The organism is Edaphobacter sp. (assembly GCF_028283685.1).
GTDB lineage: Bacteria > Acidobacteriota > Terriglobia > Terriglobales > Acidobacteriaceae > Edaphobacter.
This window is the reverse complement of the sequence record NZ_JAPWKF010000006.1, coordinates 322,881-344,025: the sequence shown is the minus strand read 5'-3', so window position 1 is coordinate 344,025 and position 21,145 is coordinate 322,881. Positions and strand designations below refer to the sequence as shown.

The window sequence follows — 21,145 nt, the reverse complement described above, 5'->3', positions numbered from 1 at the left end:
AAGAAGCGGCTGAACTATGCGAAGCCGGGAGCATCGTTCTACTCCCGGCCTGCGTTATTCGTGTTGCTAGAACTTCAGCACAGCGACGCCGTATTTTTCGAGCTTCACGCTGGAGACGCTTCCGCCCTTCAGCACATCGCTCATCGCCTGCGGCAGCGTCACGGTGGTCGACTCACCGAGGTTTTCCATGATGACGACGTGCCTGCCGTCGCCCTCGCGCACCGAGACCTCCACCGTCTCCGGCACATCGGCCATGAAGGTCTTCGCTCCGCTCTCTTCGACCATCCACTTCGCGGCCTGCTTCATCGTCGCCTCGTCGAGACCAGCGCCAATGTAGGTGATGGAGCCCTTGCCCACCTTGCGCGTCACCGCCGCAGGCTGGCCGTCGAGCCAGCCGTTGCTCGTGCCGTAGCGCATCAGCACCTTCGTGTCAGGCGACTTCACGCCGATCTGCTCCGCCCACATCGGACTGGTCCCGGAGCCCCAGTCGCCTGTGACCGGCACCGGCTGCTGCAGCGCATACCACTGCTCCACGCGAGCGCCCAGCATCCCGGCCAGCGGCCCCGGCTGACGTTCGGGATAGAGCGTGTTGTCCTCATCCTTCATGCCGCTGCGCTGGCCCAGCACCAGGTGTCCACCGCCACGCACGTAGGCTTCAAGATTCTTCACCGCCTCTGGCGTCAGCACGTTCAGTGCCGGGGCGACGACCAGCTTGTAGCCACTGAGCGGAGCCGTATCGGAGACGACGTCGACCGAACGCACCAGCTCGCGCACCGGGCCGTAGTAGCTCTTCAGCGCCTCCACCGGATCGAAGGCCTTGTTATGACGCTGCCAGTTGATCGACCAGCGGCTGTTGTAGTCGTTGATCAGCGCGACCTCGGACTTCACCGTGGTTCCTGCGAGCACAGGCTCGGCCTTCACGAACTCCTCGCCCGTCTGCTTTACCTCGTCATACAAAGGCACCGGCGTTCCATCGGCCCCGACCAGCACGCCGTGATACTGCTCCTGCCCGTTGAGGTCGCTGCGCCACTGCCAGTATTCGACCGCCTCGGCGCCGTGCGCGATATCGTGCCACGCCATCGCGCGAACCTCGCCCTTGTCGAGTGCGTTGTTGTTCGCGTGCCAGTTGACGAAGCCCGGCTGCGTCTCCATCACCCAGAAGTTCTTGCGCAGGAAGCCGCGCGTCAGGTCGTGCCTTGCACCGTTGTCGACGATGTTGAGATGGCCGGAGCCGACATAGTCATCCCACGAGGCGAAGTCGAGATCCTGCGAGACCGTGTAGTGATCGTAGGCGTCGAACCAGCCCATCATGTTGGTCGTGATGATCTGACGCTTCTCCGCGTGAGCGCGAATCGCGTCGAGCTGCACCTTCTGATAGCCGCGCCATGTATCGGAGACGAACTGCCTCCAATTGAGCATCAGCCCCGGATTGCCGCCCTTCTCCGGGGAATCGGAAGCTGGTTCCAGTCCTGGTAGGTCTCGCTCCAGTAGGCCGTCGTCCAGCGCTGGTTGAGATTGTCCAGCGTCCTGTACTTCGCCTTGAGCCACTGCTGAAACTGCGCCTGCGTCGAAGCGCCGTAGCTCTCGTTGGCGTACTCGTTGTCGATCTGCCAGCCGATCACGTTCTTGTCGTGGCCAAACTTCTCCGCCATCTTCGCGGCCATCTCGCCCGCAAGCTGGCGATACTTCGGGTCGGACCAGTCGAACTGCTGCCGGGCGCCGTGACCGTCCTTGCGGCCGTCTTCCAGGGTGCGCAGCGTCTCGGGATACTTCTGCGTCAGCCATGCGGGCGGCGCAGCCGAAGGTGTGCCGAGCACAACGGCGATGTGATGCTTCTCAGCCAGCCGAACGGCGTGCTCCAGCCAGTCCAGCTGATAGTCGCCCTCCTTCGGCTCCATCGTGCTCCAGGCAAACTCACCGACACGCACAAAGTTGATGTGCGCCGCCTCCATCAGCGCCAGGTCAGCGTCCCAGCGCGACTCCGGCCACTGCTCGGGGTACCACGCCGCGCCCAGCATCATCGCATTGCGGCGGGGAGCAGAAGGAAGAGGAGCCTGAGCGACCAGCTGCGTCGACAACACGAGGGCAGAGAGCGAAAAAACCAGGGATCGGATCACCACAACACTATAAAAGCCTCGCCTGCGCCATGCCCAATCTCTGGACAAACCGCGCCACCCGACGCACAATACTCACATCGAGTTCATCTCCAGCTCAGGGCATGGGTCCGCGACGATCCGCTCCGCTTCCTCCGAAATCTTCTGTAAGCCCTGACGGCGATTCTTCGCTTCATCCGTACATGCTGCGTGTCCCACGTCTGCGACACGCGCTATAGCCAGCTGCAGCCCTTCGACCCAAAAAGGAGCCTTTGATGACCCGTCCCTTCAATCGCCGCCGCTTCCTTGGCGCCTCTGCCGCGCTTCCCTTCGCCGCCGCAGCTGCCCGCTCCGCCTTCGCCGCCGCACCCGCTGCCGCATCCGGCGGCGTGCCCGCCATCGGCTACATCGACACACCGGCCAACGTCACGCTGCTGAACATCAACGAGTATCCCTCCGGCCCCACACCAGCGGCGGTCGCGATCATGACCCAGATGGCTACCAATGGAAACCGCTACTACATGGCGGAGGTCGCAAAATTCAACAAGGAGCTGGCGACGTATCACGAGCTGAAGCCTGAGTACGTCACCATGTACGCCGGTTCCAGCGAGGTGCTGCAGTTCACCACCATGGCCTTCACCTCGCCGACCAAGTCGCTGGTCGTCGCCGACCCCACCTTCGAGTCGCCCTGGCGCGTGGCCGAACAGGTAGGAGCCAAGGTGCACAAGGTGCCGCTCAAGTCCGACTACAGCTACGACATGAAGGCGATGGTCGCGGCCGATCCTAACGCCGGACTCTTCTACATCTGCAACCCCAACAACCCCACCGGAACGACGGTGAAGAAGTCCGACATCGAATGGCTGCTCGCCAACAAGCCCGCTGGTTCTGTCGTTCTGGTGGACGAAGCCTACATCCACTTCTCCGACGCCGAGAGCGTCATGGACCTCGTCGCCAAGGACAAGGATCTCGTCATCTCGCGCACCTTCTCCAAGATCTATTCCATGGGCGGCCTGCGCTTCGGTTACGCCGCTGCCCGGCCCGACCTGATGAAGAAGCTGCACTACTACGGCGTCAACATCCTTTCGACCACCGCCATCCAGTGCGCACGGGTGCAGCTGAACGACAAACAGCTGATTCCACTGCGCAAGCAGGCCATGGCCGACACCCGCAACCGCACCTTCGAATGGCTGGCGAAGCAGGGCTACGACTTTTCTCCCTCGCAGACCAATCACTTCCTGCTGAACGTCAAGAAGCCCGGCGCACCGGTGATCAATGCACTGGCTCACCACTCCGTCATGATCGGCCGCACCTGGCCCGCAATGCCGAACTGGCCGCGCGTCACCGTGGGCAGCCCCAGCGAGATGCAGAGCTTCCAGTCTGCCTTCCTCGAAGTGATGAAGATGCCCGACGGCAAGATGAACGCTCTCGCGCATCCCTATCCACACCTGGCCGGGGAGCACACCTGCTAGCATCCCTGTTCTGATAGCGAAGGGCCGGCGACTGTCCGGCCCTTTCTCTTTTGCTCCCTTTTCAGCGACTCCTGGGATATCTGCTCATCCCGAAGCCTTCTGCCTAAAACTGCTATTTCCAAAGGGATTCATGCTGGTTCTATGTGTTTCGGTGTAGCATGAGTTACCCGCCGGAGCGACTCGGCAGGAGGCAGCTTTATGGCAGCCACAGCAACGTTTACTTGCGTCTGCGGAGTTCAGAAGAAGGCCACCAACCATTGGATTCTGGCCCGGGTGACCTCGAACTCCATTCAATTCATGCCCTGGGACTGGAATCTCGCCCTCTGTGACGACATCATTATCCTCTGCGGAGAGGGCTGCGCCGCCGCCCTGCTCAGCCGTTCGCTGGGCGAGTGGAAGGAGCTTCCCGCAGGGATGACCGATCTGTCTTCAGCCAGCTTTTCCCGCTGTAGTCCTTAGCGAAGCTGCACTTAGACGGCCTACTTCGCGGAGATGTGCTCCGCCAGTTGCACCGGCACCGAGGACGGTCTCTCGGTTGACGGCGTAGTCTTCTGCTCGGCGAGGATGCGGTAGTTTCCGTAGTCGATGGTCAGCGTTGCCTCCCCTCCGATGCGCACGTGGCTCATCGCCGTGCTGCGTTCGGGAAGCCAGAACCTGCCGTGCCTGCCGTATCTCCAGTCGAAGCTGGCGCGGTTGATCCACCAGGATGGATTCTTCGCCGGCTCCCCCTGCACCCGCACGACGGCAAAGTCGTCTTCGCTCACCCAGATGCGGCCACGATAGGTCAGCTTGTTGTCCACCTTCGGCGCGACGCGAAGCACCCAGGCCTCCACGCCATCGACCATCTCCTGTCCCTGCAGTTCGAAGCTGTAGTTCTCTTCGGAGAGCATCATCTGCATGCGCTCCGACCGCTCCGAGGCCTCCTGCTCCGTCGCCATCATCTTGCGCAGGACACGCTCGCAGATGAGCTTCGATCCCGACTCCGAGACCACGGTGAAGTGCTTCTCGCCATGGTCGCCATACTGCATGTGTACGTTGATCTCGCCGCGATGCTCGCCGCCGGTGCCGTGGTACTCCACGCGGTAGGTGCGTTCGGCGGTGTAGCCTTCCAGCTCGCGTTGCCGCTCGCTGTTTTTCTGCTGCATCTGCGAGACGATCGTCTCAACCGCGGGCGCGTTCTCCGCCCTCACAGCGCGCCCGGCCAGCAGACACGCCCCGATACAGACCAGTCCTTTGAACCTGTGCCGCATGGAAACCCCTCCATACTGAGGCGATTCCAGCACAGTTGCACCATGATTAGTGCAAACGCCGGGTTGCGGGGAGGCTATTTCTCTGTGAATCGGTTTGCACGTAAGTGGCAGCCAACCTATGGATAGCTCGTCACCTTCGGCGTCACGCGCCCGGGAGCCACGTGCGTTGGGCCGCCCTTGTTGTTGATGACATTGTCGATAGAGCCGAGATTATCCAGCGAGACCGTGATCATGTGCTCGAAGCGCACGCCCGGCGTCTGCGGCACCTCGATGGCACGGGTGAGCCGCACATCCGGATGTCGGAAGACGCTGTAGATGCCCATGCCATGCGCCTCGTGGCTGGTGACGTTGTCCGCCACCTTGTACGAGGCCCAGCCGTTGACGTTCGGCGCGCTCGTCCACTCCGGCTGCGTCGGCGGATCGTAGGGAATCTCCGACTGGTAGAAGAACGTCCTGCCGCCGTTGCCCGTCCACAGCACCTGGTACTGCTGATAATGCTCGACGAAGAGACCATAGGCCGTCACATCGTTGCCGTTGACCACGACGCCGTTAGCCGCCGTGTTGCTCGTCCAGCCGACGCCCTTACCGTGATCAGCGCGCCACACCCAGGTGTGGTCGACGATGACGTCGTTGGAGTGAATGGCGAGCGATGTCTTCGCCCTGCCCACGCCTGCTCCACCCACACGGAAGAAGACATCCGCCACCAGCGCCGGTCGTTTGATGTGACGCAGACGCGAGCCCTGGTGACCGACCTCAAGCAGCACGGGCGACTCCTGCTCCCCTGCATCGAAGAGCAGCCCGGCGACCGTGACATCGTTCACATCGGCGACCGTCATTGCAGCGTTGCCGCGCATGGGCTTCAGCGTCGCAAAACCCAGCCCCATCACCACGGTGCCGGGGTGGTTGACGCGAATGGTGTCCGTCAGCTCGTAGACGCCGGGCGTGAACAGCAGGTTCATCCCCTGCGCCAGCGCCGTGTTGATCGCCTCCACGGTATCGCTCGGCTTCGCGAGGAAGAACTTCTTCAGCGAAATCGTCCGCCCCGGCGTCTCACCGCCATGCCACGTCACGCCGACACTGTTCTTCTCCAGCGCAGGCACACGCACGGCATAATTGCCCTTCTTGTTGAGGAACAGGAACGGGCGTTCGCGCACCACTGGCGTGCGGTCGATCTTCGTATACGGCGGCTGCGGCCAGTCGCCCTCGGGCAGCTTATTCGCGCCGACGAAGACCATGTTCCAGTTCGAGCCCTTCCAGCCTCCCCACTCCACGTTGCGCGAGATCCACTGCTGCTGCGTGCCCGAGTTCACCTCGCCATCGACCATGGTGTCCGCCATCCACCCGCCGCTCGACCAGCCATGCTTCTGGTTCAGCACCAGGTTGCCCTTTACATGCATGCGGCGAAACGGCGCAGCCTGCGAGACGGCCCACTGCATCGTGTTCTCCGCCGGCCCGCCGACCGGTGTGACGGAGAAGCCCTGCATCGCGCGCCAGAAGGTCGTCGTCGCGTTATCGTTGCCGCCCGCGGCGTCGCTGCGCACGTTGCCGGTAATGTGCACGGCATCGGGCGTCGCTCCCAGCCCAAGCACCTCGGTGTAGAAGCCCACCGGCACATCGGCCTTGTACTCGCCCGGCGCAAACAACAGCGCGTAGCGCTCCGGCCCGAACTCATTGTGATGCTCCACCGCATAGACCTTATCGACCGCGGCCTGCACCTCTGCCGCCGGTGTCTGCGGCGTGAAGACCATCACGTTGGGACCGAAGTCCGGCCTGCCCTGCGCCATCGCGACGCCAGTGCACATCATCACCGCGGCCGCAAGACGCCGCATGGAAGCTAACTCTACATACAAGATCGACTCTCCTTGTTTGGGAGGGATGACTACTTGAGGCCGCGCAGTCTGCGGCATGCCTCTTCGAGATCCTCGTCCTTCTTCGCGAAGCAGAAACGCAGCAGATCTTCGCCCTTGCCCGCACGAAAGAACGCCGAACCCGCCACCGCAGCGACGCCCGTCTTACGCAGCAGCGAACGCGCACGCTCGGCCGCGCCCTTGCCTTCCAGCACATCGCCAAGATGCTTCATCGAAGCAAGAATGTAGTACGCGCCATCCGGCACATAAGGATCGAAGCCCGCATCGCGCAGCGCTCCGACCAGCATCTCGCGCTTCACCTCGTGCTCCATCGCAAGCCCGGCGTAGAAGGTCTTGCCCAGCTTCTCGATACCTGCTGCGACGCCATGCTGAAACGGCGAAGGCGCGCAGACATACAGCAGGTCGCTGAAGTACGCGATCGCCGGAATCCACTTCGCATCGGCGATCACATACCCGATACGCCAGCCCGTGACCGAGAAGGTCTTCGAGTAGCCCGACATGATGATGGTGCGCTCGCGCATGCCGTCGATCGCGGCCGGAGAGATGTGCTTCATCTCGCCATAGATGAAGTGCTCGTAGATCTCATCGGTCAGGATGAAGAGGTCGTGCTCCTTCGCGATCTCGGCCAGCCCCTCCAGCTCAGCGCGCGTAAAGACCTTGCCTGCCGGGTTCGATGGCGTGTTCACCACGATGGCGCGGGTCTTCGGCGTAATCGCCGCACGCACGCGCTCCAGATCGAGCGCCCAGTTCGCCGTCGCGTCCAGCTCCACCGCGACAGGAACCACATGCAGCGTCCGCAGCGTGCCCACGTGATAGCCGTAGAACGGCTCGAAGAGCAGCACCTCGTCGCCGGGATCGAACAACGCCAGCGCGACCGCATGAAACGCTCCGGTAGCGCCACTGGTGACCACGACCTCGCGCTCCGGGTCGACGACGATCGACTGCATGCGCTCGGTCTTCTCCGCAATGGCGCGGCGCAGGCGCGTGATGCCGTCCATGCGCGTGTAGATATTGTGGCCTTCGTCGATAGCCGTCTTCGCGGCCTCGGCAACAACGGCGGGCACCTCGGTATCGCAGACGCCCTGAGCAAGATTGACGCCGCCGATCAGGTCGCTCTCCATCGTCATGGCGCGAATCTCCGACTGCACCACGCGCGGAGCCAGCGCGCTCAGCCCCAGACCGCGCTTCGACGTCACCTCAGATTCAACCATCGCCTGCCTCCGTACCATTCACCAAAAATGCGTGCCTCCATCTTACGTCCGTGGTGTATTGAGGTCACTCCTTTGCGTCCCGGCTTGTTGATCGGAATCGGGACTTTGCCTTGCTAAAGGCACGGCTTCAGCCCTTATCACCACGCGAGGACGGGGGGTCAGCCCTGAGGGAGATACCGGGCAGCGGACGCGCAGAATGCGCCTGCTATCCTCACACCACACATGCGCCGAGCACTCCCAGCCGCAGCCCTCGCTCTTGCATCCTTCGCTCTCACCACCACCGCCCATGCGCAGTTCGAGATTCAGGACTCCCATACCACCGCAAGTTTCCGTGGCATCCACTCCATCGGCAACGGAGTCGCATGGGCCAGCGGCACCGAAGGCACCGTCCTGCGCGCCACCGACGACGGCAAAGACTGGCAGCGCTGCACCACACCACCCGATGCCGACAAACTCGACTTCCGCGGCATCCAGGCCTTCGACCAGAACACCGCCATCGTCATGTCCTCCGGCAAAGGCGACCTCTCACGCCTCTACAAAACCACGGATGGATGCAAGAGTTGGAAGCTTGTCTTGATCAATGCCGATACAGAAGGATTTTGGGACGCCCTCCAATTCAAAGACCGCAGCTTTGGTACCCTTCTCGGCGATCCCGTCAAAAACGTCTTCGTCGTGATGCTCACGTTCGATGGGGGTGAGAAATGGGAGAGACAGTCGCTCAACGCAACGGTGGACAGTAGTGGTGAAAGCGTCTTTGCGGCCAGCAACTCTTCGCTTCTCGTCTCTCATCCGGGATATCGAAAATTTTGTACGGGAGGCTTTGGTGGTCCCCGAGTGATTAGCCTCGGAGCTGGGCCGCAGAACACGGGTGAACACACCCCAAAGAAGCTCAAATGGAATGCAGGTCTTTTTACTGATCGGCTAAGAAGCCTCAAACACAGCCCTTCAAGCGGCTGTTTTTCCATTGCGGAAGATCAAAAAGGAACCACGGTCGCCGTCGGAGGCGACTACTCAAGACCTAACGACTGGAATTATTCTGCGTGGACGACCGCGGCCGCCGACTACGAGAAGACCGATGAAAAAACTGCATTTCGCCTCTCACACATCCTGCCTGGTGGCTACCGCAGCTCCGTAGCCTACGACGCCACCACCAAAACCTGGATCACCACAGGCCCCAACGGCACCGACATCTCCCGCGACGACGGACGCAACTGGAGCGCACTCAAACCCGCGGCGAGCGATGCCCCCGACGCCGACAAGAACTGGAACGCCCTCTCACTTCCCTTCGTCGTCGGCCCGAAAGGTCGTATCGGAAGACTCCGCCCCGAAGCACTCAAACAATAACCCGCCCAAAATCGGGTGCCCCATCTTCGACCGCAAAGCGGCCTAAGGTGGGTTCGCAGGATGCTTCCTCATGTCGAGAAATTAAGCCACGCAAAGATACCGCGTGCCCCATTCGAGCGAAGCCCGAACCGTTACCTCGCCATCTCCTCCAGATAAATCTTCGTGTAGTCGAGGTAGTTATTCGCGTACATGCGGATCAGTTTTCTGTCCTCTTCGCCCAGCGTCTTCTTCACCTTTGCCGGCACCCCCACCACGAGCGAGTTCGGCGGAATCACCATCTGCTCCGGCACCACCGCTCCTGCGGCGATGATCGATCCTTCACCAATGCGCGCATTGTTCAGAATCGTCGCGCCGATACCCACCAGCACCTCATCTTCGAGTACGCAGCCATGCACCGTCGCATTGTGGCCGATCGTGACCATCTCGCCAACGATGACCGGGTAGAGGTGGCGCATACCGTGCAGCACGGCGCAGTCCTGCACATTGGAGCGCGCGCCGATGCGGATGGAGTTGACGTCGCCGCGCACCACCGCATTCATCCACACACTGGCATGCTCGCCCAGTTCGACGTCGCCGATCAGCTGCGCCGAGACATCCACATAACAGCTCGCCGGAACGACCGGCGTCTTTCCCTGGTAACTCCTGATCATGGGAGAAATTTTACGGCGGCCAGAGGCCTGGGACATCGTGGAACTCGACCGGAACTTCTTTTGCGAGCGGGATGCCCGCCTTCTCCTTTCCAAAAGGTCACCATCTCGAAAGGTGGGTTACATAGACCCGGTCATGTAGCGTCGGCCAGCCGGATATATTTGTGGCAAATCGATCTATATCAACAGTTCCCCCCATTGAATCGTCTCAAAGAATCCCCTGATTACTTTGGTGGCTGTATGTGACTGTGGTTACTAGGCAATCCTCTGACCACCCTTTGGGTACTACCCAAAGATTCTGTGGTTATCTCAGAAAAACAGTTAAAAAGGCCGAACATCGGGTATCCTTACTATGTCCCTGCAAGGGAATGTTTGGAGGTGTATCTCTCTTGGCAGAGGTTCGAGTTCAGGAAGGCGAGCCCCTTGAGAACGCACTGCGCCGCTTCAAGCGCAAAGTGCAGACGGAAGACATCATCAAGGAGGTCAAGCGCCACTCCTTTTATCTGAAGCCGGGCGAAAAAAAGCGCGTCAAAGAAGCGCTGGCCCGTAAGCGTAATCGTAAGAAGGTCCGCAAGGAGCAGGACTAAAAGCAAGCTCCCAGCAAGAAGGGCCCGGTTCCCTCGGAACTATTCCGAAGGGAACCGGGCCATAACCGCCAGTCGCTAGACTCCCGCTACGACCGGCATGCAGCGCGCTTTCGAGTACATTGCCGCTGCTGGATTTCCTGCAGCATGCTGCCATTCTTTTGGCGGCCCGGGCCCCTTAGAAATCCAATACGTTTGTCTGAGACCAACGACAGGTCGATGGCTTTTGAGCATGCTCATCGGTTATCGTGCTGTCCCGCAGACGGGAGACGCGGTTATGGAATTCGTAGATCGCCTATTAACCTGTGCAGACTGTGGTGGTGAGTTCATCTTCACCGCCGGGGAACAGCTTTTCTTCTTCGATAAGCAGTTCAAGAACGATCCAAAGCGCTGCAAACCCTGCAAGTCCAAGCGTGCAGGCGCTGCCATGCGCCCCGGGTCGGGTCCTGCTGCTGCCGGAATCTCGCGCACTGAGACACGCACGGTGTGTTCGGAGTGCGGCATCGAGACGACCGTACCGTTCAAACCGACGCAGGGGCGTCCCGTGCTGTGCAGGGCCTGTTTCCAGGTCAAGCAGCGCGAGGTGGTTCCGGCTGAAGTTGGCGGTGATCCAGCACTGATCGGCGTCACGAACGAAAGCCTCCTGGCCGCCGTTCCGCACGCCTGACGCACCTGTCACGACGTCGCTGCGCTCCCTTCACGTACGATGGGAGCCATGCCTGTAACCAGCAGCCCTCCCCTTACTGCCGACCTGGTACGTGGGCTTGCGACGATCGGCGACTTTGAGTTGACCGTGTGTACGGACGGTCCATACCGCCTCGACGGCGGCGCGATGTTCGGCGTCGTACCAAAGCCAATGTGGCAGAAGCGAGCCCCCGCAGACGACAACAACACCATCCTGCTCGGCTTGAATACGGTCGTGGTGCGCACCGGCAAACACACCGTCGTCATCGAGACCGGCATCGGCAATAAGCAACCGGACAAGATGCGGCAGATCCACCAGAACCAGGAGCTGCTTCCGCAGTCGCTCGCCGCCGCAGACGTACGCCCCGAAGAAGTCGACGTCGTCATCAACACGCATCTGCACTTCGACCACTGCGGCTGGAACACGACGCTGCACCCCGATGGCTCCGTCACACCGACCTTCCCCAACGCACGCTACTTCGCACATCGGGGCGAGGTCGAGCACGGCCACATGCAGTACGACCGCGACCGCGTCAGCTATCTTTCGCCCAACTACGATCCTCTGATCGCCAACGGCCAGATGACGCTGCTGACCACGGAAGGCATCGCAGCCAATCCCGAGATCGTCCCCGGAGTCAGCGTCGAACTCTTCCCCGGCCACACGCAGCAGTTGATGGGCGTCCACATCGCGTCCGGCGACGAGCACGCCTGCTACATCTCCGATCTGATTCCCACCACCGCGCATCTCGATCCCACATGGGTCATGGGCTTCGACCTCGACCCCATGCGCTGCATCGCCGAGCGCAAGCGTTTCTATCAGCGTGCTATTCCCGAGAAGTGGCTCGTGCTCTTCACCCACGACCACGCCACGCCGATGGCGTATGTCGAATGGAGCGACAAGGGCAAGCCGATCGTCTCCGCAGGCGTCACACGCTGACGCCGCAACATCCCTCTGCACATGCAAAGAGGCCCTGCCAGAAGCAGAGCCTCTTTGCGCGTCCACCCACCGTTAGAATTTGAAGCGCGCCGCCAGCTCGAAGATGCGCGGATCGGCCGCCGCAGTCGCCTGACCGAAGGTGGCCGCACCATACGACGTCGAGATGGTCGTAAAGTTCGTGTGATTGAAGACGTTGAATGCCTCGCCGCGGATCTCGAGGAAGCGCGAGTCGGTGAAATGGAACTCCTTGTAGAGGCTCATGTCGAAGAGGATCAGCCCCGGACCGCGCAGGATACCGGTTCCTGCGTTGCCATAGTATCCGGCGGCGGGAGCGGCAAAGGCCGACGTATTGAACCACTGATCCTGGCTCTTCGGCCCTGCGGTCGACTGGCCCACAACCAGGTTGGGACGCATGGCGTTGCCCTGGTTGGCGATGCTGAGCCCCGGCGATAGCGCGGTGCCGCTGCGCAGCGTCGTGATGTCGGAGTACTTCCAACCGCCCAGCAGCGTGCGCTCGGCGAGGTTGCCCTTGCGGAAGAACGGAAGGTTGTAGATCGCAGTCAGCGAAGCGGAGTGGCGGAAGTCCAGCCCCTCGGCGTTGCCGTAGTACCGCGACGGATTGTATGGATCGATGACGTTGTAGGTGCCCGAGGTGTAGTCGGTCAGATCATGCGAGTAGGTATAGGCAAAGGTCAGGAAGAGCGTGTCCGAGACCGGATGCTTCACGTTCACTTCGAGCGCGTTCCAGTTCTGGTTGTTGCGCGAAGCGAAGGTGGTGATGGCGCCATAGCCCTGGTAGGGAGCGTAGTAGTACGGCGTTACCGTGCCGGTATTGATCGCGGGATTGAAGTCGTACGCTCCCGTGTGCGGCGCCTGGTTGTAGTTCCACGTCCCCAGCATGTGCCGCGCCTGGCTCGCGGCTCCAGTCACCGAAGCGATCCACGTATGCGGGAACTGGTGCTCCAGCGAAGCCGAGTAGGTATGCACCTGTGTCGCCTGAATGTTCAGGTCGGCGTTGTTCAGCGTCTGGATCGTCGCGGGCGCGGTGGTCCCGGTGCCCACCGGGTTGGCGAAGGCCGGGTTCTGCAGGTTCACCGTCGACAGCGACGGCGGGTTGCTGGCGCACTGGAACGAGCAATCCTGGTTGCTGAAGATGCGGGTGAAGGTGATGCCGTAGCCGCCGCGGAAGCTGGTCTTGCCATCGCCGAAGACATCCCACGCCACGCCGAACTGCGGGCCGAAGTACCAGTTATGTGCGTTGGAGTAGTTGCGCGGCAGACCTCCAGAGTGACCGGTGTTCGCCAGCAGGCCATTGAGAGGGTTATAGCCAGCCGTCGTCGTAAGCGAGCCGTTGGCATTGACGATAGGCGCCTGCGTTGCAAGGTACGCCGATGGATCGAAGATCGTCTGCGTGCCGCGCGGCCCCTGCGGCAGCGGCATCCAGTAGGCGCGCAGACCGGCGGTCACCGTGACGTTCTTGGTCACCTTCATGCGGTCTTCAAAGTACGGCGAGATCGACATGCCATGAACCGGCACGCGGATCTGGTCGCTGGACTGGGTGAAGGTCGTCGCCTTGCCCAGCAGGAAGTCGGCCAGAGCATCGTCCAGCGTCACTCCCCCGGTAGTCGGCTTGGTGAAGTTGCCGGTGAAGGTGTACTGGCCGTTGGTGGCAGTCGCCACGTTCTGCCGCTTCGTATTGAAGACGACCGTCAGTCCGCCCTGGAAGTAGTGCCGTCCGTGCAGCCAGCTGAAGTCGTCGCCCACCGTGTTGTCCAGGTCGGCAGCGTGCGTCAGCGGCCGTGATGCCGGGATGCCCTGCGGCGAGATGCCGCCGGAGAACGTCACCAACGGAAGACGCGTCGAGAGGTAGCCGTTGTAGGGCTGATTAGTCGTGAAGCCCGAAACCTGGTCATTGGTCGTCGTGCCGACCAGATCCAGATCCAGATCGAAGATGTTCATCGCGATGCTGGTGGTGTTGACCAGGTTCGGCGTCAGGATCTGCGTCAGCGCAACCTGCGCCAGCTTGTTGTGCGTGTAGTCCGTCTCGGAGTTGACGTTGAAGACCTCGCCGCTCTGCGCGCTGTTCAGCGAGTTCTGCTTGTACTCCTGGTACTCGTCCAGATACTCGCCCAGCAGGTGATAGTTCTGGTTGAAGTTGTGATCGATCTTGATCTCGTCGTCGCGCTGGTTGGTGACCTGCTTCTGATTGTTCAGGTAGTTCTGCGTGCCGCCGCTGTTGTAGTTGGGCAGCGGATACAGCGCGTTGAGATAGGCCACCGCATTGGCGTTCATCGCGCTGGTTGGCACCACATACTGACCGGCGGAGTTCTGCGCGAAGTTCAGGCCCGTCGTCGGGTCCTTAATCGGCGAGGTGAAGATGCCCGCGCGCTGATTGGCCGTCGGCGTCACGCCCAGCAGGTTGGTCGGAACCTGGTTCAGGCGCACGAACTGCTGCGACCAGAAGAAGAACGTCTTGTTGCGCTTGTTGTTGTACAGGCCGGGGATGGTCACCGGTCCGCCGATGTTGTAGCCGAAGATGTTCTGCTTGTACGGCAGCACCGAGTTCGCAAAGTACGGCTTCGAGTTCAGCTTGTCGTTGCGCAGAAACTCCCACACCGTGCCGTGGAAGTTCGACGTGCCGCTCTTGGTCTGCAGCAGCACAACGCTCGAACCCAGCAGCGAATACTTGGTCGAGAAGTTGTTCTGCAGCACCTTGACCTCTTCCAGCGAATCCGGATTCGGGATCACCGATTGCTGATTCATGTTGCCGGTGTTCTCGTTCCACACGCCGTCCAGCGCATAGAAGGTCTTGTTCTGCTGCATGCCGTTCACCGACAGCGTATTGTTTGTCGAACGGCCGCCGCTGGTGAGACCCGTACCGGCCGAGGTGTTCTGCACGCCGGGCATCATCGTGGCCATACCCTGGTAGTTGCGGCCGTTCAGCGGCAGCGTGCTCAGCTGGGCGCCCTCAACGTTAGCCGACTTGTCCGAGGTCTGCGTCTCCACCATGGGAGGCGCCGCCGAGACCTCAACGCTCTGGCTCGACGATCCATTCTGCAGCTGGATGTTGACCGTCACCGTCGCCGCCGGGTGCAGCTCGATGCCCGTCGTCTTGTACGACTGGAAGCCGTCCATCTTCACCGAGAGACTGTAGCGGTCTACCCCCAGGCCGGGCAACACAAAGACGCCCTGCCCGTTGGAGGTCGACGTCGCCTGCGTGCGTGTGCCGTTGGCTTCGACGGTCACGGCCGCTCCGGGAATAACGGCGCCGGTACTGTCGGTGACCGTGCCGGTGATCGTCGCCGTCGTGGAGAGCTGGGCTCGAAGGGGAGAGGTGGAGAGCAGTACGAGAAAGACGAAGATGCCGAGGAGGAGAGGGTGCTTCTTGATCATGGTTCTGGGCCCCGCCGGACACGTACTCTCCGGAATTCAATTTCAATACAGATAAAGTTTCTAAAAGCGAAGACTTTGTAATTGGTCTAACCAACAGTTGTCAAATTACTCAACTGGCAGCCGTAGGCGATCTTCTGCGAGCGCAGAGAACACTTCGATACGCTCATGTTTGGAAGCTATTGTCTTCAAGGGGCTTAGGCGCAGCGCAGGGAACACTGCTGTCGGACACGGCAGAGGTCAGACCAGGAGAGGAAAAGGAAACACAGAAAGCCCCGCACGAAGCGGGGCTTTTGCTGGAACAGGAGTGCTGAAGTCGTTCTTAGGCGACGACTGCGATCGGATCGATCGAGACGAAGCGGCCGTTCTGGCCACGGTCCTGGAAGCGGACCACGCCGTCGATCTTGGCGAACAAGGTATCGTCCTTGCCGCGGCCGACGTTGAGGCCGGGCTTCAGCGGGGTTCCGCGCTGGCGAACCAGGATGGAGCCGCCGGTGACCGTCTGGCCGCCGAAGCGCTTCACGCCGAGGCGCTGCGCGTTGGAGTCGCGACCGTTTTTAGAAGAACCTAGACCTTTTTTATGTGCCATCTCTATTGCCTCATTCTGCGCCGGCGAGCGAACGGTTTATCGGTCCCGCCCGGTGCGCTTGATATCTGAAACTGAACTCTCTGCGGGCGGCTTAGCCGACCAGAATGTCGTTGATCTTGACTTCAACGTAGTTCTGACGGTGACCCTGCATCTTCTTGTACTGCTTCTTGCGCTTCAGCTTGAAGACGAGAATCTTGTCGCCACGGCCCTCGCCGAGAACCGAAGCCGTTACCTTCGCGCCGCTCAGGTCGCTGACGAACTTGCCCTCTTCCTTGCTGACAGCAAGAACGTCGGAGAACTCGATGTTGCCCTCGGACTGGCCGGTGGTCTCGATCTTGAGGGTGTCGCCGGGAGCGACCTTATACTGCTTGCCGCCGGTGCGGATAACTGCGTACATGGCTCTAAAACCTTTCGCGCGCGCTCATCCGAGCGCTGACCGCTTCCTTCATAGAGTTTTGCTGCGGGGCGCATCACGATCTTTCAAGCCAACAACAGACTGAACCTGATCGATCGGCTCTAAGCCTGCACCCCAACCCCGATCACGCAGGGATAGAGACGCGCTGGCTGGTGCGCCAAACTTAATGAGTGTACCGAGGTTTCCGTCTGCGGTCAATGGAAATTGCATGCAAATGCCCAGTAATCAGTGCATTAACATCTGCATCCTCAGCAAAAAATGGCACTTAGCTTAAGTACTTCCCTGCTACAAGTACTTCCCTGCTACGCCGTCCCCTCCCGCGCGCCCTTCCAAAGGTCGAGTCCGCCATCGGTCGCATAACGGTCGATCGCCTTCAGCTCCCCATCGCTGAACTTCAGGTTCTTCAGCGCGTCGAGCGAGTCATTCAGCTGCTCCACGTTGCGCGCCCCGATCAGCGCCGAGGTCACCCGCGCATCGCGCAGCACCCAGGCAATGGCCATCTGCGCCAGCGTCTGCCCACGCCTCTGCGCAATGCGGTTCAGCGAACGCACTCGATTCAGGTTCGACTCGCTCAGCATCTTCTTCGAGAACGATCCGCCGCCGCCCGCACGCGAACCCGCAGGCACGCCCTTCAGATATTTACTGGTCAGCAGCCCCTGCGCCAGCGGCGAGAAGGCAATGCAGCCCGCGCCCAACTCATCCAGAGTCGCCAACAGCTCGTCCTCAATCCACCTGTTCAGCATCGAGTACGACGGCTGATGAATAAACAGCGGCACACCCTCGGCCTTCAGCAGCGCCGCCGCCTCGCGCGTGCGCTCCGGGCTGTACGACGAGATGCCCACATACAGCGCCTTGCCCTGCCGCACGATCTGCGTCAGCGCCGCCATCGTCTCCTCCAGCGGCGTGTCCGTATCGGGCCGGTGGTGATAGAAGATGTCGACATACTCCAGCCCCATGCGCTTCAGGCTCTCGTCCAGCGAGGCGACCAGGTACTTCCGCGAGCCGCCGATGCCATACGGCCCGGGCCACATGTCCCAGCCCGCCTTGGTGGAGATGATCAGCTCGTTGCGGTGCGGCGCGAGATCCTTCTTCAGCATCACGCCGAAGTTCTCCTCCGCCGAGCCGTAAGGCGGCCCATAGTTGTTGGCCAGGTCGAAGTGTGTCACTCCGCGATCGAACGCCCGCCGCACAACGGCGCGACCCGTCTCAAAGACATCGGCCCCGCCAAAGTTCTGCCACAACCCCAGAGAAATTGCCGGCAGCACGATGCCGGACCGGCCACAGCGGCGGAAGTTGGCGACCTTGTAACGGTTCTCAGCGGGAACATAGCTCATCGGTGAAACTCTCCTTCGGCCGGGGACTCCCAGCCCTGCAACTTTTGTGTGCCGTTCTTAGGATGCTATCCCGCATTTTTTCCATAGCCTACTGCGCCGAGCTGCGATATCTGTACATCATGCGTTTAATTGCTGTTCTGTTCGCCTTTGCCTTGGTGACGTTATCGGGATACGGGGTTGCTCAACAGGCTGGTGGTGCTGCACCGGCACCGGCTTCTGCAAAGTCTGCGGATTACACCTCTGAACCAGTCGTTGTAGAACATCTCGACCTGATCTACCGCTTTGCCGCCGACGGGACGGGATCGCGCGAGATCAACGCCGTCATCCGTGTGCAGTCCGATGCCGCTGCCCGGCAGTATGGCGTGCTGAACTTTTCCTTCGCAAGCAACAGCGAGCACGTCGATCTGGACTATATCCGCGTGCGCAAGCCGGATGGCAGCATCGTCGAGACCCCGGCATCCGACGCGCAGGAGATGCCGCTCGAGGTCACGCGACAGGCTCCTTTCTATAGCGACCTGAAAGAAAAACAGGTGCCGGTCCGCAACCTGCGCCAGGGTGACAAGCTGGAATACAAGGTGCACATCGTCGGCACGCGCGCCGACGCGCCGGGGCAGTTCTGGGGACAGGAGACCTTCGGCCTGTGGGCAGTCATCCTGAGCCAGAACATCGAGCTGCATGTGCCGAAGACGAAGTATGTCAAGGTATGGAGCCCCACGGTCGCGCCAGTGAAGAGTGAGACCGGCGACGAGGTGGTGTATCGCTGGACCGGCTCGCAGCTGGAGTCGACAACCAGCAAGGACAGCAAGCTCAAGCATAGGGAGATCGCCCCAAAGGGTGAGCTGCCGACGATTGCGTGGACGACCTTCAAGAGTTGGGAGGAGGTCGGCGGCTGGTATCGCGGCCTCGAAGCCGACCGCGCTGTACCCGATGCCGAGATCAAGGCGAAGGTCGCCGAACTGATCGCAGGCAAGACCACAGAGGATGAGAAGGCACACACCCTGTACAGCTACGTGGCCACGCAGATTCGCTATATCGGTGTCGCCTTCGGCGTCGGCCGTTACCAGCCACATTCGGCGTCGGAGGTACTGCGCAACCAGTACGGTGATTGCAAGGACAAGCACACTCTGCTGGCCGCTATGCTGACGGCAGCGGGCCTGCATCCTTCGGCCTCTCTGATCGGGGCAGGCATTCGCCTGAACGAAGAGGTACCTGCGCCCACCGCTTTCAACCACATCATTACGACCGTCCCGATTAACGGCCGACAGGTATGGCTCGACACGACCGCGGAGGTCGCTCCATGGGAGATGCTGATCTCCAGCACACGGGACAAGCCGACACTGGTGGTGCCGGATACCGGAGCAGCGATGCTCGAAAGGACACCGCAGAAGCTTCCCTTCACTCCCTTCAGCACCTTCACAGCCAAAGGAACGCTGTCCAAGGACGGCACCATGACGGCGCAGATGGAATACACCACCCGGGGCGACGATGAGGTCGTGCTGCGTACCCTGCTACGCCAGATATCGCCCGGCCAGTGGGACGAACTCTCGCAGACTCTCTCGCAGGGAATGGGCTTCGGCGGCACAACCAGCCACACCGAGGCTGGACGGCCCGAGCAGACCGCCGAGCCGGCACGTCTCTCCTACGACTACGCGCGCGAGAAGACCGGGGACTGGGAGAATCACCGCATCCTGCCACTGTTTCCCGTGGTCTTCATCAATCCGGTTGACGATAAAAATCCGCCACAGAAGTACCCCATCCAGCTGGGCGAACCACGCGTCGAGAGCGCGCTCTCCGTCATCAAGCTGCCGGCCGGCTGGGGAGCCGACCTGCCCGCCGCCGTACACCAGGAGACAGCCTTCGCTACCTTCAACAAGACCTATCTCATCGAAGGAGATACCCTCACGATCACTCGCCGTTTAGTGATCCGGCAACGCGAGGTCCCTGCCTCCCAATGGGCAGCCTACAAGAAGTGGTACGACGACTCCATCGGCATCGGAGAAAATTTTGTTCAACTCACCGGTTTTGGTGAATCCCAACCGAAGCAGGCGACAACAGGCGACGACAATTCAAACGAGCTGCAAGCTGCAGAAATCGCATTGCAACGAAATGATCTGAAGTCAGCGAAAGAACGGCTCGAACTGGTTCGAACAAAGAATCCCAATCAGATTGGCCTCTGGGCGGCATACTCTCAGCTGGACCTGCGTGAAGGAAAGGATGAATCTTCCTTGCGCGATATGGAGCAGGAGCTGAAGCTTCACCCCGATCAGCCAGAGCTCTACGATCCGCTGGTACGGATGCAGCTTGGCCTGAAACACCATGAAGATGCGAAGGCAACGCTCAAAAAACAGATCGAACTGCAGCCAATGGCGATGAAGCCTGTACTGGCTCTGGCCCAGCTCCTGATGGATGACAACGAAAACCAGGCTGCCGCAGAGGCACTTAGCTCGGCCATCAAGAAAGATTCACAGGACGACACTCGCCCACTCCTCATCGCACGCCTGGGACTCGCTCAGCTGAAAACAGGCGACGAGGATGCGGGCCGTGCCACGCTCACAGGTCTACTTGATGTCTCATCGGATCCTCTCATCCTGAACGATACGGCTTATGAGCTGACAACCTCGTCCGGCGATAAAGAGATGGCCGAGAAGGGCGCTTTGAAGGCAATCGATATTCTTACCACGCAGTCCTCTCAGTGGACGCTGTCTGGTGATACGAAGCTGCAGGGTTCCAGGTCGAACCTCTTGGTTGCCACATGGGATACGCTCGGCTGGATCTATTTTCAGAAAGGCGAATTCGAACTCGCGGAAAAGTATCTTCATGCGGCATGGCGGAATGACCCTCAGCCCGTCATCGGGCTTCATCTCGGAGAGGCACAGGAAAAACAAGGCAAATCGCGTGACGCGTACAAGACGTACGAGGTCGCACTGAGCCTTGGCCACTCAACTGAAAATGACACCTCAAGCCAGCTGAAGGGCCGCTGCGACGCCCTGGAGAAGAAGGGATTGAGGCTTTTACCTAAGGAACTCGACGAATCGATTTACATGGCGCGCAGAGTCCGCATTCCGAACCCTGCACACGCTGCAGGAATCGCTGATTACGACCTCATACTATCCAACGGGAAGATTCTAGATGTGCAAGCAACGCCCGATGCAGCTACAAAGATCGACGGTGGCATCGACATGATGCGCAGCGTGGATTTTCAGGCGTGGGAACCATCCGGGGCAGCAGCCCGAATAAGATTACGTTTCATCCTGAACTGCAAGCCGGACAGATGCGAACTGGAGAAGCTGCCTATCTAGTAGCTCCAAGCTCCAACGGGTGAGAATCCTA

The 21,145-nt window shown here is 60.7% G+C and carries 16 protein-coding genes and 1 pseudogene; 7 read left to right on the top strand and 10 right to left on the bottom strand.

Annotated elements, in window-relative coordinates:
• Positions 1-66: 66 nt before the first annotated feature.
• Positions 67-888 carry a beta-galactosidase trimerization domain-containing protein gene (locus PW789_RS10020; protein ID WP_299375767.1) on the bottom strand — a complete coding sequence of 274 codons (822 nt, stop codon included), beginning with the start codon at positions 886-888 and terminating at the stop codon, positions 67-69.
• Positions 889-981: 93 nt separating this feature from the next.
• A pseudogene (locus PW789_RS10015) lies at positions 982-1,952 on the bottom strand (beta-galactosidase); the annotation flags it as partial.
• A 416-nt stretch (positions 1,953-2,368) separates the two neighbouring features.
• Here PW789_RS10015 and PW789_RS10010 point away from each other — a divergent pair.
• Both PW789_RS10010 and PW789_RS10005 read left to right on the top strand, forming a co-directional pair.
• On the top strand, positions 2,369-3,562 hold the full coding sequence (locus PW789_RS10010) for a pyridoxal phosphate-dependent aminotransferase (protein WP_299375253.1): 1,194 nt from the start codon (positions 2,369-2,371) through the stop codon (positions 3,560-3,562).
• A 198-nt stretch (positions 3,563-3,760) separates the two neighbouring features.
• Positions 3,761-4,021, top strand: coding sequence for a hypothetical protein (locus PW789_RS10005; RefSeq protein WP_299375250.1), 261 nt, complete (start codon positions 3,761-3,763; stop codon positions 4,019-4,021).
• A gap of 20 nt (positions 4,022-4,041) precedes the next feature.
• Here PW789_RS10005 and PW789_RS10000 read toward each other — a convergent pair whose 3' ends face one another.
• The 3 genes from PW789_RS10000 to PW789_RS09990 form a co-directional block, all read right to left on the bottom strand.
• Positions 4,042-4,812 carry a hypothetical protein gene (locus PW789_RS10000; RefSeq protein WP_299375247.1) on the bottom strand — a complete coding sequence of 257 codons (771 nt, stop codon included), beginning with the start codon at positions 4,810-4,812 and terminating at the stop codon, positions 4,042-4,044.
• A gap of 116 nt (positions 4,813-4,928) precedes the next feature.
• The gene (locus PW789_RS09995) at positions 4,929-6,641 is read right to left on the bottom strand and encodes a coagulation factor 5/8 type domain-containing protein (RefSeq protein ID WP_299375244.1); all 1,713 of its coding nucleotides are present in this window, start codon (positions 6,639-6,641) and stop codon (positions 4,929-4,931) included.
• A 50-nt stretch (positions 6,642-6,691) separates the two neighbouring features.
• Positions 6,692-7,891: a pyridoxal phosphate-dependent aminotransferase gene (locus PW789_RS09990; RefSeq protein WP_299375241.1), complete on the bottom strand. Its 1,200-nt coding sequence runs from the start codon at positions 7,889-7,891 to the stop codon at positions 6,692-6,694.
• Positions 7,892-8,113: 222 nt separating this feature from the next.
• Here PW789_RS09990 and PW789_RS09985 point away from each other — a divergent pair, with 222 nt between their 5' ends.
• The gene (locus PW789_RS09985; RefSeq protein ID WP_299375237.1) at positions 8,114-9,235 is read left to right on the top strand and encodes a hypothetical protein; all 1,122 of its coding nucleotides are present in this window, start codon (positions 8,114-8,116) and stop codon (positions 9,233-9,235) included.
• 131 nt (positions 9,236-9,366) lie between these two features.
• Here PW789_RS09985 and PW789_RS09980 read toward each other — a convergent pair whose 3' ends face one another.
• On the bottom strand, positions 9,367-9,885 hold the full coding sequence (locus tag PW789_RS09980; RefSeq protein WP_299375234.1) for a gamma carbonic anhydrase family protein: 519 nt from the start codon (positions 9,883-9,885) through the stop codon (positions 9,367-9,369).
• A 386-nt stretch (positions 9,886-10,271) separates the two neighbouring features.
• Between PW789_RS09980 and rpsU the strand changes: the two genes are divergently transcribed.
• From rpsU to PW789_RS09965, 3 genes are all read left to right on the top strand, one after another.
• Positions 10,272-10,469 (top strand): 30S ribosomal protein S21, encoded by a 198-nt coding sequence (rpsU, locus tag PW789_RS09975; protein WP_014267628.1) that lies wholly within the window; start codon positions 10,272-10,274, stop codon positions 10,467-10,469.
• A gap of 274 nt (positions 10,470-10,743) precedes the next feature.
• On the top strand, positions 10,744-11,133 hold the full coding sequence (locus tag PW789_RS09970; RefSeq protein WP_299375214.1) for a zinc-ribbon domain containing protein: 390 nt from the start codon (positions 10,744-10,746) through the stop codon (positions 11,131-11,133).
• A 48-nt stretch (positions 11,134-11,181) separates the two neighbouring features.
• On the top strand, positions 11,182-12,087 hold the full coding sequence (locus PW789_RS09965; RefSeq protein ID WP_299375211.1) for an MBL fold metallo-hydrolase: 906 nt from the start codon (positions 11,182-11,184) through the stop codon (positions 12,085-12,087).
• Between the two features lie 72 nt (positions 12,088-12,159).
• Here PW789_RS09965 and PW789_RS09960 read toward each other — a convergent pair whose 3' ends face one another.
• The 4 genes from PW789_RS09960 to mgrA form a co-directional block, all read right to left on the bottom strand.
• Positions 12,160-15,480, bottom strand: a complete 3,321-nt coding sequence (locus PW789_RS09960) for a carboxypeptidase-like regulatory domain-containing protein (RefSeq protein ID WP_299375208.1) — start codon at positions 15,478-15,480, stop codon at positions 12,160-12,162.
• Positions 15,481-15,799: 319 nt separating this feature from the next.
• The gene (gene rpmA, locus PW789_RS09955; protein WP_299375205.1) at positions 15,800-16,066 is read right to left on the bottom strand and encodes a 50S ribosomal protein L27; all 267 of its coding nucleotides are present in this window, start codon (positions 16,064-16,066) and stop codon (positions 15,800-15,802) included.
• Between the two features lie 91 nt (positions 16,067-16,157).
• The gene (gene rplU / locus PW789_RS09950; RefSeq protein WP_299375202.1) at positions 16,158-16,463 is read right to left on the bottom strand and encodes a 50S ribosomal protein L21; all 306 of its coding nucleotides are present in this window, start codon (positions 16,461-16,463) and stop codon (positions 16,158-16,160) included.
• A gap of 320 nt (positions 16,464-16,783) precedes the next feature.
• Positions 16,784-17,815 carry an L-glyceraldehyde 3-phosphate reductase gene (mgrA, locus tag PW789_RS09945; RefSeq protein ID WP_299375199.1) on the bottom strand — a complete coding sequence of 344 codons (1,032 nt, stop codon included), beginning with the start codon at positions 17,813-17,815 and terminating at the stop codon, positions 16,784-16,786.
• Positions 17,816-17,934: 119 nt separating this feature from the next.
• Between mgrA and PW789_RS09940 the strand changes: the two genes are divergently transcribed.
• Positions 17,935-21,114, top strand: a complete 3,180-nt coding sequence (locus tag PW789_RS09940; protein WP_299375196.1) for a DUF3857 domain-containing protein — start codon at positions 17,935-17,937, stop codon at positions 21,112-21,114.
• Positions 21,115-21,145: the final 31 nt, after the last annotated feature.

Bases quoted from the DNA above. Each gene is read 5' to 3' on its own strand.
- PW789_RS09985 (WP_299375237.1), top strand. From the start codon at position 8,114: ATGCGCCGAGCACTCCCAGCCGCAGCCCTCGCTCTTGCATCCTTCGCT.
- PW789_RS10005 (WP_299375250.1), top strand. From the start codon at position 3,761: ATGGCAGCCACAGCAACGTTTACTTGCGTCTGCGGAGTTCAGAAGAAG.
- PW789_RS09980 (WP_299375234.1), bottom strand. From the start codon at position 9,885: ATGATCAGGAGTTACCAGGGAAAGACGCCGGTCGTTCCGGCGAGCTGT.
- PW789_RS09940 (WP_299375196.1), top strand. From the start codon at position 17,935: ATGCGTTTAATTGCTGTTCTGTTCGCCTTTGCCTTGGTGACGTTATCG.
- PW789_RS09990 (WP_299375241.1), bottom strand. From the start codon at position 7,891: ATGGTTGAATCTGAGGTGACGTCGAAGCGCGGTCTGGGGCTGAGCGCG.
- PW789_RS09970 (WP_299375214.1), top strand. From the start codon at position 10,744: ATGGAATTCGTAGATCGCCTATTAACCTGTGCAGACTGTGGTGGTGAG.
- rplU (WP_299375202.1), bottom strand. From the start codon at position 16,463: ATGTACGCAGTTATCCGCACCGGCGGCAAGCAGTATAAGGTCGCTCCC.
- PW789_RS09965 (WP_299375211.1), top strand. From the start codon at position 11,182: ATGCCTGTAACCAGCAGCCCTCCCCTTACTGCCGACCTGGTACGTGGG.
- PW789_RS09995 (WP_299375244.1), bottom strand. From the start codon at position 6,641: ATGCGGCGTCTTGCGGCCGCGGTGATGATGTGCACTGGCGTCGCGATG.
- PW789_RS09960 (WP_299375208.1), bottom strand. From the start codon at position 15,480: ATGATCAAGAAGCACCCTCTCCTCCTCGGCATCTTCGTCTTTCTCGTA.
- mgrA (WP_299375199.1), bottom strand. From the start codon at position 17,815: ATGAGCTATGTTCCCGCTGAGAACCGTTACAAGGTCGCCAACTTCCGC.
- rpmA (WP_299375205.1), bottom strand. From the start codon at position 16,066: ATGGCACATAAAAAAGGTCTAGGTTCTTCTAAAAACGGTCGCGACTCC.
- PW789_RS10010 (WP_299375253.1), top strand. From the start codon at position 2,369: ATGACCCGTCCCTTCAATCGCCGCCGCTTCCTTGGCGCCTCTGCCGCG.
- PW789_RS10000 (WP_299375247.1), bottom strand. From the start codon at position 4,812: ATGCGGCACAGGTTCAAAGGACTGGTCTGTATCGGGGCGTGTCTGCTG.